General features: G+C 65.7%; 11 protein-coding genes. 1 reads left to right on the forward strand and 10 read right to left on the reverse strand.

Translation table 11 applies throughout. The features are described from left to right. Positions 1-83: 83 nt before the first annotated feature. The 4 genes from DAD99_RS18500 to DAD99_RS18515 all read right to left on the reverse strand — a co-directional run bounded on the left by DAD99_RS18500 (position 84) and on the right by DAD99_RS18515 (position 3,278). Complete coding sequence (locus tag DAD99_RS18500; protein WP_309233397.1) at positions 84-1,013, reverse strand: DMT family transporter; 930 nt, start codon at positions 1,011-1,013, stop codon at positions 84-86. 519 nt (positions 1,014-1,532) lie between these two features. Continuing rightward, the gene (locus DAD99_RS18505) at positions 1,533-1,814 is read right to left on the reverse strand and encodes a hypothetical protein (RefSeq protein ID WP_193342679.1); all 282 of its coding nucleotides are present in this window, start codon (positions 1,812-1,814) and stop codon (positions 1,533-1,535) included. After that, positions 1,811-2,920, reverse strand: a complete 1,110-nt coding sequence (locus tag DAD99_RS18510) for a cytochrome b N-terminal domain-containing protein (RefSeq protein WP_193342680.1) — start codon at positions 2,918-2,920, stop codon at positions 1,811-1,813. The genes DAD99_RS18505 and DAD99_RS18510 overlap by 4 nt, the downstream gene beginning before the upstream one ends. 7 nt (positions 2,921-2,927) lie before the next feature. Next, complete coding sequence (locus DAD99_RS18515; RefSeq protein WP_193342681.1) at positions 2,928-3,278, reverse strand: hypothetical protein; 351 nt, start codon at positions 3,276-3,278, stop codon at positions 2,928-2,930. On the opposite strand from DAD99_RS18515, the gene DAD99_RS18520 reads away from it, so the two are divergent. Beyond that, on the forward strand, positions 3,264-3,401 hold the full coding sequence (locus DAD99_RS18520; protein ID WP_193342682.1) for a hypothetical protein: 138 nt from the start codon (positions 3,264-3,266) through the stop codon (positions 3,399-3,401). The two genes, DAD99_RS18515 and DAD99_RS18520, sit on opposite strands and share 15 nt — an antisense overlap. A 241-nt stretch (positions 3,402-3,642) precedes the next feature. Here the strand turns inward: DAD99_RS18520 and DAD99_RS18525 are convergent, their stop codons facing one another. The 6 genes from DAD99_RS18525 to DAD99_RS18550 form a co-directional block, all read right to left on the reverse strand. Beyond that, the gene (locus tag DAD99_RS18525; RefSeq protein WP_193342683.1) at positions 3,643-4,320 is read right to left on the reverse strand and encodes an isoprenylcysteine carboxylmethyltransferase family protein; all 678 of its coding nucleotides are present in this window, start codon (positions 4,318-4,320) and stop codon (positions 3,643-3,645) included. Next, positions 4,317-4,607, reverse strand: coding sequence for a DUF2933 domain-containing protein (locus DAD99_RS18530; RefSeq protein ID WP_193342684.1), 291 nt, complete (start codon positions 4,605-4,607; stop codon positions 4,317-4,319). Before DAD99_RS18530 ends, DAD99_RS18525 begins: the two co-directional genes overlap by 4 nt. Further along, positions 4,604-5,668: a type II glyceraldehyde-3-phosphate dehydrogenase gene (locus tag DAD99_RS18535; RefSeq protein ID WP_193342685.1), complete on the reverse strand. Its 1,065-nt coding sequence runs from the start codon at positions 5,666-5,668 to the stop codon at positions 4,604-4,606. The genes DAD99_RS18530 and DAD99_RS18535 overlap by 4 nt, the downstream gene beginning before the upstream one ends. A 61-nt stretch (positions 5,669-5,729) precedes the next feature. After that, positions 5,730-8,927 carry a beta-phosphoglucomutase family hydrolase gene (locus tag DAD99_RS18540; RefSeq protein WP_193342686.1) on the reverse strand — a complete coding sequence of 1,066 codons (3,198 nt, stop codon included), beginning with the start codon at positions 8,925-8,927 and terminating at the stop codon, positions 5,730-5,732. 1 nt (position 8,928) lies between these two features. Continuing rightward, positions 8,929-11,358, reverse strand: coding sequence for a phosphoketolase (locus tag DAD99_RS18545; protein WP_193342687.1), 2,430 nt, complete (start codon positions 11,356-11,358; stop codon positions 8,929-8,931). A 51-nt stretch (positions 11,359-11,409) separates the two neighbouring features. Beyond that, entirely contained in the window at positions 11,410-13,884 is a 2,475-nt protein-coding gene (locus DAD99_RS18550; protein WP_193342688.1) for a cation-translocating P-type ATPase, read from the reverse strand. Between the last annotated feature and the right edge of the window lie 36 nt (positions 13,885-13,920).

A 13,920-nucleotide genomic window follows, 5' to 3' on the forward strand; every position in this document is an offset into this window, starting at 1 on the left:
CCGTGTGATGTGGGGGTCTTCGAAGTGGAAGGGCGTGCCTCACGTTCCTGCACGTCTTGCCTTTCCATGCGGCGGGGCGCGGTCTATTGTCCATGGGAGTTTTCAGGTCTTTGCAGGGTGGGCTGTCTTCGCGGCAGCACAAGGACGACCATGGACACCAGAACCAGGCCCATGCCGGCCAAGCTCCAACTGCTCTGGCGTTCGCCCAAGACAACCATGGACAACAGGATGCCGAACACCGGAACCAGGAAGGTCCACGCCGTGACCGCGTCCAGGCGGCACTGTTGGACTTCTGTGAACCAGCCGAGAAAGGCCGCAGCGGTGCCGACGAGGGAGACATACAGGAGAATGCCGATGAAGCGCACACCCCAGTTGATGGCCGGTGCCCCTTCGGTGAGCCCGGCGATGACGGCAAGAATTGCGCCACCGATCAGGAAATGCCAGGCAATCACCTGCAGGACATCGGCCTTTATCTGCCTCGAAATCAAAGTCCCGGCAGTGACCGCGAGAGCCGCGGTGATGGACAGCCACGCACCGGTGCCAGTTCCGCTGGGCAGGGCGACGGCCAATAGCCCTGCGAAGCCTGTCCCCATCGCTGCCAGCGTTCGCCCGGACACGCGCTCCTTGTATATCCACCAGGCCGGAAGCACTATGAGCAGGGGCTGTGCGTTGGCCAGGACGGAGGCGGCCCCTGTTGAGAGGCCGGCCAGACCGCCGAACATGGCAGCGAATGCCAGTGTGACATTGACAATTCCCATCACTGCTATCAGAGTCCAAGTCCGTGCCCCGCGCGGCGCCGGTTCCCGCCGGAATCCCGCAACTGCGAGAAGCACCCCGCCGGCAATGAGTGCGCGCAACGCGGCAAACCACAGCAGCGGGGCATCCTTCAGACCGATACTGATCGCCAGAAAGCACGAGCCCCAGGCAAAGGTTATCCACAGCATCCGCATCGGCTTGGGCCGACGGAGGTCTCCGACCTGTCCGGCATTGATTACTGTCTGGGGTAGGCGCACACTAACCCCTTCGAGGGCAGGATACCGGAGCGGCGTTCGGCCGGCACGGCGGACGGCCTAGTGATTCTCGTGTTCATTGGGGAAGGGGTACCCAGCGGTGTATTCGGTCCTTCACTTGCCGGCTCTGCCCCGCACCGTGAGCGGGCGCGCCCCACGCTCACGGGCATTTTCGCCTGCCGGTCATCGCGGGAGTCCATGCGTTCCCGGTCCGGGGCCGCGATGACGGAGCCGGCTGCCTCTAAGACGGTTTTCCCGTAGCCGGGCGGCCTGCAACCCGGATACGCCAGGCGCTGTTGAACCATCAGAAATCCTCCCTTAGGGGCCTGCCCCGACCGAGGGGAGGCCGGCGGAGCCGAAATTTCAGCCTCCAGCCACCGGGTACGGTGGACAACTTGTTGTGCACGCACGTGGAGACCGGGCACATCCGGCCAGGGATCTGGGCAGTTGGATCGGCCGGGCAAATGCAGGGCGCGGCGTCGTTCACGGGCTGAGCGTCCGGCAGTAAATCACTGCCGGCCTTCATAACCTGTCCTGAACGGCACCGGCAGAAGGCTTCTCGGGCGGCTGGTCCGGCGCCCTGCGTGCCCGGTCCTGGAAGTTGAGAATACGCACAGCGAGGCTCAGCGAAACGGCCAGGACGGTTCCGCTGGCGGCGGTCCATAAGCCCGTGACAGGTGCAGGGGCCGCGGCGAGGGCGCCCGTCAGCGAACCTGCGGCCAGCACTGCAGCCGCGACGAGTATCCAAAACGCCCGTCGTGCGCGCCGGTCTCGCGGATGTGTTGGTGACGTGCGCATGCTCATGCCCCCAGATGTTCTTTGACCGGGATGACAAAAATTAGAATTGTGAGCGTCAGGAGGCCCAGCACCAGCACAAGGCCAACAGCCATCGAGACGGGGCGCCGTCGCCACAGCCGGTTCCGGCTCCGGTCCGCAAAGGGAACCGCGGCGAGGAGAATGAAAAACGCGACCTCGGCAAAAAGGATGGCGGGCAGACCAAACCAGTCTTCCAAGGTGTAAAGCCACCAAAAATTCCATGGGGGCCGGGTCACTTCGATGCCGGCGACCGGCGTCGCACCTACCGGCGGTGGAAGAAGCACCGCCAGGATGCCAAGCACGCCGGCCAGGACCAGGCCGAACGCGCCGATGCGGCGCAGGTGATGGGTGAAGGGTTCGGTTGGTTCCGCAGCCGAAGCCTGTTCCCCTGAGATATCGGCCGGCAGCGACGGGTGGGGAGAGATTCTGTGACGTTTTACCAGGAGCCCATGCAGAGTCACGAGGACCAGAATGGTTCCCGGAAGGATCACCACATGCGCGCCGTAGACCCGCACGAGGATCGACACCTGATCCGCGAACTCCGCGGAAAACCAGAACCCGGCCCCGCCGAGCAGATCCCCGATCTCCACGTTGTGGCCCAGCGCCTCAAAGCCCTCCTGATCCCACTTCAGGACTGTTCCCGTGAACAGGGCGAGGGTGATCAGTGCGAACAGTGCCACGCCGATGAGCCAGTTTCCTTCGCGCGGGCGTTTGAATGAGCCGGTGACGAAAACCCTGATCAGGTGCAGGGCAGCGGTGACGTACATGGCCTGGGACGCCCAAAAGTGCACGCCACGCAGAACGCTTCCGCCCCAGACGTCCGTGACGATACCCCGGACCGACTGGTTCGCCGTTTCCGGTGTGGGGCTGTAGAACTGGACCAGCACAATACCGCTCACCACCAGGATTCCGAAGGCTGCCGCCGTGACACCCCCGAGGCTCCAGGCCAGGGAGTTTGCGTGTTCCGGGACGGCGTACCCCAGGGCCCCGATGCCCAGCCGCTCATCGATCACATCCAGCAGACGCCGTGCCCGGCCGCGGCGCGGCGCCTGTGCCGGGGTTGGGCCGCCGGTGGTTGCCGATTCATCGTTCATCTCAGATTCACCGCTCCTTTCGGCCTGACCGCTGATGTTTCGATGGCAGATCCTGGCGTCTGTGCTTCCAGGCCAGCAGCAATCGCAGCTCCCGGACGTTCTGGTCTGGACGGAACATATAGGCCAGCAACAATCCCGTGATAACCGCCAGCAGGGATACTGTCAAAAACCCCCAGTCCGCTCCCGATAGCCCTCCGCGGGGCGGGAGCGGGTCAAGGACGGCCGTTGTCCCGGTCTCACCGCCGGTCGCGGGCTCCAGCGTGCTCAGGGCCACCGTGATGGACTCCTGCAGCAGGGCACGTCCCTGGGCTGGATTTCCGGCCTGGAGGGCAGCCTTGGCCTGTTGGAGTTCAGCCACGGATACCCCGTCCTGGTCCGGCGCCGCGAGGGCCGCGTCGATTTTCTCCAGGGCCGGACCAACATTGCCCGGATCGTGGACGAGGTGCCCCAGCGCCTGTTGAACCAGCAGATACCCCTCTGACGAAGGATCTCCCTCATGGGCGGATGCCGGTGGGGTCGATATAACGCCTCCGACGAGGAAGAAACAGGCCAGCAGGACAGCCGCGCATGTTCTTCCGGCACAGAGCGGCCCCGGCCCTGGATGTCGCGTGTCGTGTTGGCCGGATCTTCCCGATCCGCGTTTCGTTCGCATGGATGGCTCCCACCGTGGATGACTCCTGCATGGACTGCCTGGCCCGGGGCGTTCCGCACGCCACGCCTGGTTACTGGGGGTGGTCGGGGCCGTGAACGCGCGGTGCCCCTTTGTTTTTACCGAACCGGGGGATGAAACCTGGAACGTTGCGGGCATAGACGCTGTACTCCTCTCCGAATTCGGCCGCCATGTTCTTCTCTTCGTGCCTGGCAAGGCGGTAATAGACGACAACCAGGATCGGGAACATGATCAGGGTCAGGAGGGTGGGCCACTGCAACAGGAACCCAAACATGATCGTCAGGAACCCCAGGTACTGCGGGTGGCGGAGCCGGGCGTAGATACCAGCGACCGCCAACCGGCGCTCCGTCTGTGCCGCATACAAAACGCGCCATGCCTGATACAGCAGGATGAAGCCGGCAGCTATGAGCACGTTGCTCAGCAGGTGCAGGGGGTTCAGATGCGGATCTCCCTGCCAGCCCATGAGGTCCTGCCACAGATGCCCTGAATTATGGGTCAGAAGACTCAGATTCGGGAACTGGCTGCCCAGCCAGCCGGAGAGGAAGTAGATGGTCAGCGGAAAACCGTACATCTCCGTGAACAACGCGACGATGAACGCGGCGAACCCGCCGAAGGCCCGCCAGTCGAGTTTCGTTTTCGGTTTGACGAAGCTGAACGCGAAAACAATGAATATGGCAGAGTTCAGAATCACCAGGAACCACAGGTTGTACCCGGAATCATCGCTTGTCATGATTTCCACCCCCCGCCGCCGTGGCCGCCATGGCCGCCGTGGCCGAACAGGTGCATTCCCAGCATCCCCACCACGAAAACGTAGGGCAGCGCATCGAGCACGTGCACCCAGTGGCTGGTCAGCAGGTAGAACACTGCGACGGCAACGGTCAGGACGATCAGTGTGCGGCGCAGCGTGCTGCCACCGGGGCCGGCCACGAAGTTCAGCAGGGATCCCCGGTCCATCGGCTGGCCCCCGGGGACGGGAGTGCCGGCCGGCTGGTCGGGGTGCTGGTGGTCGTGGTTCATGGCTGGCCTCCGGGCAGGACAGGCAGATGCTCGGCGAGGAAGTCCTGCCGGATGCCCAATGTGGCGTCGGTAATCCGTATTGACGTTGCCGCGTCCGGGGCGGACCCGGTCAGGGCGCGGATGGCGTCGATGGTTTCGGGTACGACGATGGCCTCGTTGTAGACCTGGTACGTCAGGTAGGCCTCGTCCCCTTCAACGGTGACCAGTTCCTCCCAGACTGCGACTTCCCACATGTCCCCGCGGGGCCGGCCCAGATCTTTCATCAGTTCGATGGTCGAGTTCAGCGCGACGAGTCCGTCGGCCATCCGGATAAAGGCTATCCGCGGTGCGGCGCGCAGTGCTGCGAGGACTTCTTCCCGGCTGGCGGCGCGGGTGAGCTGGAGCGTCCAGTAATGGTTGTGGGTCTGGGTGTGGGCGCCTTTGGCCGCGATCGTGACAACGTCCAGATCGGGCAGGACGGTCCGGGCGTCCGGGCCCTGGTGGGAGGGTATTTTCGGTTCCGGGACCATCGTGTTCATGATCCCGCCGAGATGTGATTCCCAGGGGTCGGTGGCGCGGCGGATGAGGACTCCGCGGGCCCTGGCCAGGAGCCCCGCGTCCTGCAGAGCACCGAGTACCCTGACGATGCTGGTCGTGTTGCAGGAGACGACACGGGTCATGTCCCGGCCCACTGCGCTGTCATAGTTGGCCTGCGCCACGAATGAATGTCCTGTGGTGTCATGGGATTCACCGCCTTGCAGGACGACTTTTACACCGGCGTCCCGGTAGCGGGGCAGGTTACCGGCCGCCACGTGTTTGGGGGTCGCGTCGACGATGACGTCCGCCTGGCCCACCAGGTCGTCCAGGTCTCCGGAGATTGTCAGGCCTGCCTGACCCATGGCGTCCCGCGCTTCGGCAGTGGACGCGAACAGCGGGAAGCGTCCCGCAGCGGACCGGATCCGCCAGTCGGTGATGATATCGGCGACGCCGGCCAGTTCCATGTCCGGCTGCAGCAGGACCGCGTCGGCTACCCGCTTGCCGATGACTCCGTATCCGTTGACAGCCACTCTGGTCTTACTCATTGGTATGCCTTTCCACGTGCGGTTGCGTTGTGTCGTCGTCGGCGGTTCCCAGCCCCGATGGTTATTTGCGGTCCTTCGGTACCAGGGGGAAGTCCATGACTTGCCCGCCGGCGAGCTGGGCATAGTGCCCTTCGACACCTATCCGGACAGCGGGGGCGCTGCAGGGCTGCAGCCTGATCCGGAGGTTTTCCGCCCTCAGGGACACCTCGATCCGGTGGCCCCGGTACAGGATCTGGAACCCGGCACTTCCCAGCCGGGCCGGCAGCCGGGGAGAAAAGGTCAGCGCGCCGGCCTCTGTCTGAAGGCCGGCGAAAGCCCGGAGGACGACATCGACCGTCCCGGACATGGCGCCCAGATGGATACCTTCCCGGGTCGTGCCGCCCTGGGTGTCGTCCAGATCAGAGACCAGGGCTTCACGGAAGACCTGCCAGGCCCGGGATTCATCAATCCGGGCCAGTACCGAGGCGTGCACCACCCGGCTGAGCGTCGACCCATTCGCGGTCCGGGCCAGGTAGTACTCCACCGTGCGCTCCAGATCCGGCTGCGCGAACGGATAGCCGAGCCGGTGCAGCTGCCTGATCACCCCTGCGGGCCCCAGCAGGTAGATCAGCATCAGGACGTCAGCCTGCTTGGCGAGTTTGTACCGGTTGGCGGCGTCGTTTTCGGCTTCGAGGATCAGATCGAGCCGGCCGATGTTGCCGTACGTGGCCCGGTAGGCCGGCCAGTCCAGTTCTGACAGGTCTTCGTAACCGTCGAATTGGCTGAGGACTCCGTCGGCATGGAACGGCACGGCGAGCCTGCGGCTGATCCTGGACCAGTGGCTGATTTCCTCCTCGGTGATCTGTAGCCGGTCCGTGAGGTCATCGCCGGGATGGCCGGCGAGTTCTGCCAGCACATCGGCGGCGCGGTCGCAGAGCCAGGAGAGCAGGACGTTGGTGTAGGCGTTGTCACGAAGGCCGGTCCCGGGTGCGTCCGGGTACCCGTCGTGGTATTCGTCGGGTCCCATCACCCCTGAAATGTGGAATCTGTCCTCCACCGGATCATGGATGGCCAGGGAGGCGAACATCCGGGTCACTTCGATGATCAGTTCCCCGCCGCGGGCCGTCAGCCAGTCCCGGTCCCCGGTGGCCTGGTAGTGCTGCCAGGCGTTGTAGGCGACGGCGAGTCCGACGTGCCGCTGGCGGCTGGAGTTGTCCGGCATCCAGCGGGCGGACCGGGCGTTGTAGAGCTGGCGGGGCGTTTCCTCCCGTCCGTCGCTGCCGCTTTGCCAGGGGAAGAGCGCCCCCTGGAGGCCCTGCGCACGTGCGGCGGCCCGCGCAGCATCCAGCCTGCGCCAGCGGTACTCCAGCAGGGCCCGGCTGACCTCAGGGAGCCGGAGCCCGATCACGGGGAAGACGAACAGTTCGTCCCAGAAGACGTGCCCGCGGTAGCCTTCCCCGTGCAGGCCCCGGGCCGGCACGCCGGCATCCAGTGCCGCGGTATAGACGGAAATTGTCTGCAGCAGGTGGAACACATGCAGGTTGAGTATCAGCTGGGACTGCCGGTCGCCGTCGAGGCTGATCCCGAACCGGTCCCACAGGCGCCGCCAGGCCGCCTCGTGGTCCTTGAGCAGTGCGGGGAAGCCTGTGTCAACGCGGGAAAGCCCGGCCAGGGCCGCGGCCTCAGGCGAGGAGATGGCGCCGTCGCGGGAGGTTGCCAGCGACGCGGTCCTGGTCATGGTGGCCGGCTGTCCGTCGGTCAGCCGGAGCTCGAACTGCCGCTGGTACCGTCCGCCGTCGCTCCCGGCGTCCCGGGGCGTTGCCGCCGGGGCGCCGTCGAATACCGTCCGGACGGCCAGGGCGATGCGTATTCGGCTCTGGCTGGTCTGGACGGCGCACAGGACGGTGTCGCCGTCCACTTCCGTGAATTCAGCATCGGTCAGGTGCCGTTGCCCGGTGCCGGCATAGTCGCGGACATTGGTGTTGGCCACCCGGGCATCGATGCCCGCACGGATGCTCACGGTCCCGCTGAAGCCGCGGGCCGACAGGGTCGTCTCCAGCGCGGCCAGGTGGGGATTGTGCATGGAGACCAGCCGCCGCTGCACGACGGTAAGCTGTTCCCCGTCCGGCCCGGTCAGGGTTGCGCGGCGTGTCGACAGGCCCCAGCGCAGATCGAGCTCGCTTCGCTGATCGCTGACCTGGATATCCCCAGTTGACCACCACGGGCCGGCGCCGATGCGCACGTCCACGGGCAGCCAGTTAGGGACATTGACCAAATGCTCTTCTTCCAGGTCGCGGCCGTGAATGGTGCTCGTTGTCCGGTTGTAGACACCGGCCAGATAGGTCCCGGGATAATGGACGCCGTCATCACTGTGCTCCGGCTGGGCTCCGCGCGTAGCCATGTACCCGTTACCGAGGGCGGTCAGCGCTTCCCGGTGGCCTTCGTGAGCAGGATCGAACCCTTCGTAGACCAGCGTCCACGGATCCGTGCGTGAAACCCCCAGGTCCAGCTCAGAGACGTCGCCGAGGACAATGTCGGCGCCGGCCAGTTCCAGTTGTTCCCGATGCCCCGCGCGGTCGATGCCGACGACCAGACCGAAGCCGCCGCGGCGTCCTGCCTGCACCCCGGCAGCGGCGTCCTCGACAACCGCGGCATGCCCGGGTGCCACGCCGAGGCGGCGCGCCGCCTCGAGGAACATGGCCGGGTCGGGCTTGCCCGGCAGGCCCTGTTCGGCGGCGGTCTGCCCGTCGATGATGACGTCGAATCCGGTGTCGAGGCCGGCAGCGGCCAACAGGGCGCGGGCGGTGCGGCTCGCCGTGACCAGGCCCACGGGGATGCCCGCGGCATGCAGGCGGGCCAGCAGGGCGCTGGTCCCGGGGTAGGCCCGGATGCCATTGCGCGTCACGGCCTCGAGGAACAGGGCGTTCTTGCGGGCGCCGAGTCCATGGACGGACCAGACATCCGGCCCGTCATCCGGCCGCCCGGCGGGAAGCCGGGCGCCGCGGGAGGCCAAGAAGGCGGTGACTCCTTCCTCGCGCTGCCGGCCATCGACGTACCGCCGGTAGTCCGCGTCCTCGTCGAACGGATCCGTCCTTGGGCGCCCGGCGAGCCGGGGGTCCTGAAGGACGGAGTCGAAGAGTTGCTTCCAGGCTGCCGCGTGCACGCCGGCGGTCTGTGTGACAACTCCGTCCATATCGAACAGCACCGCCTGATACGGCAATGCTGCGCCATGCCGGGAATCACTGGATGGGCGGCCGCCGCCCGCATGGACCTGCGCCATGCTACGCCGGTTCCGCTACTTCATCAGCCGGGTTGTTGGCGGGACCCGGTGCGGACGTCCACTCCCAGTTCCGGATTTCCGGCATGTCTTCGCCGTAGGCGCGGATGTACTGCCGGTGCTCGATGAGCTTGTTCTTGAGTTCCTCCCGGATGTGCGCCGAAACGTCCTTGAGGCGGGGCACCCGGTCGATGACGTCGATGGCAAGGTTGAACCGGTCGAGCTGGTTGAGCACGCACATATCGAACGGGGTCGTGGTGGTGCCTTCCTCCTTGTAGCCGCGGACATGGATGTTGCCGTGGTTCGTCCGGCGGTAGGTGAGCCGGTGTATCAGCCACGGGTAGCCGTGGTAGGCGAAGATCACCGGTTTGTCCGCGGTGAACAGGGCATCGAAGTCCCGCCCGGACAGGCCATGGGGATGTTCCGTGTCATCCTGCAGGCGCATAAGGTCAACAACGTTGACCACCCGGATCTTCAGATCCGGGAACCGCCCGCGGAGGATGTCGACGGCGGCCAGGGTCTCCATTGTGGGCACATCACCGGCGCAGCCCATGACCACGTCGGGTTCCCCGTCCGCATCCGAACTGGCCCAGTCCCAGATCCCGATGCCTTTGGTGCAGTGCACGATCGCCTGCTGCATGTCCAGGTACTGCAGTTGCGGCTGCTTTCCGGCGACAATGACGTTGACGTACTGGCGACTGCGCAGGCAGTGGTCGGCCACGGACAGGAGCGTGTTGGCGTCCGGCGGCAGGTAGACGCGGATGACGTCGGTCTTCTTGTTGATCACATGGTCGATGAACCCGGGGTCCTGGTGGGAAAACCCGTTGTTGTCCTGCCGCCACACATGGGAGGTCAGCAGGTAGTTCAGGGAAGCGACCGGGCGGCGCCACGGGATGTCGTTGGTCGTTGTCAGCCACTTGGCGTGCTGGTTGAACATCGAGTCAACGATGTGGATGAACGCCTCGTAGCAGGAAAAGAATCCATGCCGGCCCGAAAGCAGGTAGCCTTCCAGCCAGCCCTGGCAGGTGTGTTCGGAGAGGATTTCCATGACCCGACCGTCGCGGGCGAGATGGTCGTCCTCTGGAACGGTCCGGGCATTCCAGGCCCGGTCGGTCGCGTCGAATATGTCCCCCAGCCGGTTGGAGTTGTTTTCGTCCGGGGCGAAGACCCGGAAATTGTCCATGTTCGCAGCCATGATGTCCCGCAGGAATGTGCCCAGGACCCGGGTGGATTCCACGGCCCCGGTCCCGGGGTGGGCCACGGGCACGGCATATTCGGCGAAGGCGGGCATCCGCAGGTCGCGCAGCAACAGCCCCCCGTTAGCGTGCGGGTTCGCGCTCATGCGCCGCTCCCCGGCCGGATGCAACCCGCCGACCGCCTCCACCGGAGCCCCCGCGTCGTCGAAGAGTTCCTCGGGGCGGTAGCTGCGCAGCCACTTCTCCAGCACTGCGCGGTGGCTGTCGTTTTCGCGGGCCTGGGTGAAGGGCACCTGGTGTGAACGCCAGCTTCCCTCCACCTTCAGCCCGTCCACTTCAGCCGGTCCCGTCCAGCCCTTGGGAGAGCGCAGGACGATCATGGGCCAGCGGGGCCGGTCCGTCCGGCCGTCCTCACGGGCGCCGCGCTTAATCTCACGGATCTCGTCGAGGCAGGTATCCAGGGTCCGGGCGAAGTCCTGATGCATCTGTTCCGGGTCGGAGCCTTCCACGTAATACGGGGTGTGGCCGTACCCGCGCAACAGGGCGTCCAGTTCCTCAGGGCTGATCCGGTCCAGGACTGTGGGGTTGGCGATCTTGTAGCCGTTCAGGTGCAGGATCGGCAGGACGGTGCCGTCCCGGGCCGGGTTCACGAATTTGTTGGAGTGCCAGCTCGCGGCCAGCGGGCCCGTCTCTGCTTCCCCGTCACCGATCACGGCCGCCACGATGAGGTCAGGGTTATCGAATGCTGCGCCGTAGGCGTGCGAGAGCGCGTAGCCGAGCTCCCCGCCCTCGTGGATGGATCCCGGTGTCTCCGGGGCCACATGGCTGGGGATGCCGCCGGGAAAAGAGAACTGGCGGAACAGCCGCTTCATCCCGGCGAGGTCCAGGGAAATATCCGGGTATGTTTCGCTGTAGGTGCCTTCCAGCCAGGCCGACGCCACCGGCCCCGGTCCGCCGTGGCCGGGGCCCATGATGTAGATCATGTCCAGGTCCCGGTCCATGATGGCCCGGTTCAGGTGGGCGTAAATGAAATTCAGGCCTGGGGTGGTCCCCCAGTGCCCCAGCAGCCGGGGTTTGATGTGCTCCGGGCGCAGCGGCTCGCGCAGCAGCGGGTTGTCCATGAGGTAGATCTGTCCCACGGACAGATAATTCGCCGCACGCCACCAGGCATGGACGCGGTCCAGCTGGTCGGGGCTGAGCACGGGTTCCCGGGCTTGCGGAAGCTGATCGTCTCTCATGGGAGGTCCTGCCTGTCGGTGAAAGTAACGGGGACGCGCCGCAGGGCGGCTTTAGCGGACGCCGCTTGGCTCCGGGGCAGGTTCAGTCTTGATCGTGCGGCCGGTGGCCTCTCCCTGCTCCGGCAGGCGAAGTCGCTTGAGCAGCAACGCGTTCACGGCGACAATGACGCTGGAGCCGGACATCGAGATCGCAGCGATTTCCGGGCTGAGCCTGATGCCCAGGGAGGTGAAGAAGACGCCGGCAGCGATGGGCAGGGCGATGACGTTGTAACCGATGGCCCAGCCCAGGTTCTGCCGCATCTTGCGCAGCGTTCCCTTGCCGATGCGCAGGGCGATGGGAACATCCAGCGGATCCGAGCGCATCAGGACAACATCGGCGGTCTCGATGGCCACATCCGTCCCCGCCCCGATCGCGATGCCCAGGTCAGCCTGGGCCAGTGCCGGGGCGTCGTTGACGCCGTCCCCGACCATGGCGACCCGCTTGCCCGCTGCCTGCAGTTCTGCGATCTTTGCTGTCTTGTCCCCGGGCAGCACCTCGGCGATGACGGTGTCGATGTTCAGTTGCGAGGCGATGCGCTGGGCGGTTGCCTCGTTGTCACCGGTGAGCATGATGACTTCGATGCCGGCTTCGTGCATCGCCGCGACAGCCGCAGCTGCCGTCGCGCGGACTGCGTCGGCAAGGGCGATAACCCCTGCCGCCCGGCCGTCCACGGCCACCAGGACCGCCGTTCGCCCCGTTGACGCCAGTTCCTGCCGCTTCTCGGCCACAGGGCCGATGTCAATGCCCTGCGCGGCCATAAGCTTGCGGTTGCCCACAAACACCTGGCGTCCCCGGACCGTCGCTCCGGCGCCGTGGCCGGGAACATTGCGAAACTCCGTGGCCTCCAGTGTGGGTACGCCCCTGCCCACGGCATGGTTGACGACGGCGGCGGCGAGGGGGTGCTCGGATTCGCGTTCCACGGCGGCCACAAGGGCAAGCAGTTCCTCCTCGTCGATGCCGACGGCGATGAAGTCGGTGACTTCCGGCTTGCCCTGGGTCAGGGTGCCGGTCTTGTCCATGACAACGGCTTCGATACGGGCAGCCGTTTCCAGTGCGGTGGCGTTCTTGAACAAAATGCCCCGCTTGGCGCCCAGGCCGGTGCCGACCATGATCGCCGTGGGGGTAGCCAGGCCCAGCGCGTCAGGGCAGGTGATGACAACAACCGTGATGCCAAAGAGCAATGCGGTCTGGAGGCTGGCACCGGTCAGCAGCCACACCGCGAAGGTGGCACTGCCGCCGATGAGTGCGACAAGGACGAGCCAGAACGCTGCCCGGTCGGCAAGGCGCTGCCCTGGGGCTTTGGAGTTCTGGGCTTCCTGGACCAGGGCGACGATCTGTGCCAAGGCTGTGTCCGCGCCGACCTTGGTGGCGCGGACCCTTAGCGTTCCTGTGGTGTTGACGGTGGCGCCGATGACTTTGGAGCCAACGCTCTTGGCCACCGGCAGGCTTTCTCCGGTGACCATGGACTCATCGATATCGGATTCGCCGTCTTCGACGGTACCGTCCGTGGGGATTTTTGACCCCGGGCGCACCAGCAGCAGGTCCCCGGGCATGACCTCGGAGGTGGGGACTTCCACCGGTTCCCCGTTCCGGATCACCAGTGCCTTGGCCGGGGCCAGTTCCAGCAGCGTCCGGATGGCGTCGTTGGCCCCGCCCCGTGCGCGCATTTCAAACCAGTGTCCCAACAGGACGAAGCTGGCCAGAACGGTGGCCGCTTCGTAGAAAACGTCTCCGCCGCCGGTCAGTGTGACGACCAGGCTGTAGACCCAGCCGGCCCCGACACCGACGGCGACGAGGACCATCATGTCCAGGGTCCGGGCACGCAGCGCCCGGTAGGCGCCGTCGAAGAAGATCCAGCCCGCATAGAAAATGACCGGCAGAGACAGAACCAGAGCAAAGACGTCGTCCCGCAACCCGAAGGGGGCCGGGACCGTGAACCCGAAGACATCCCTGCCAATCGGTGACCAGAGGGTAATCGGCACCGAGAGTGTGGCTGCCACAACGAACCGGTTGCGCATGTCACGCACCATGGAAGCCATCGACATGCCGCCGTGGCCGCCGCCATGACCCATGACCTCCTGCGCATTCCTAGTGACCGGCCCGCTGTGCCCGGCGTGGGCCTGGGGTTCCTTGGCGGCTATCGTGCCGTGCCCGGGATGACCGGCATGGGACATGGCGGTGTGGTCATCGTGAGTATGGCCCTGATCCTTCGACGGGGCCGGGCTGACGCCGGCCATGGGATCGCAGATGTGGTCCGGGACGGAGAGCCCGGCGCAGTGGTAGCCGCATTTCCGTACCCAGCTGGCCAGCTCGGCGATGGAGGTCTTGTCTGGGTCGAACGTGACGTTCGCGGTCTGCGAGACCGGATTCGCTTCCACGCTGAGCACGCCCGGCCGGCGGGAGAGCGTGGCTTCGGCGATGCTCTTGGACGAGGCCCAATGGACACCTGCCACCTCCATGACCGCGGTTTGTGTCCTATTACTCATGACAGAAATTCCTCTCAGGGCTCGATAAAGCGGTTG

The organism is Pseudarthrobacter sp. AB1 (genome assembly GCF_014926485.1).
GTDB lineage: Bacteria > Actinomycetota > Actinomycetes > Actinomycetales > Micrococcaceae > Arthrobacter.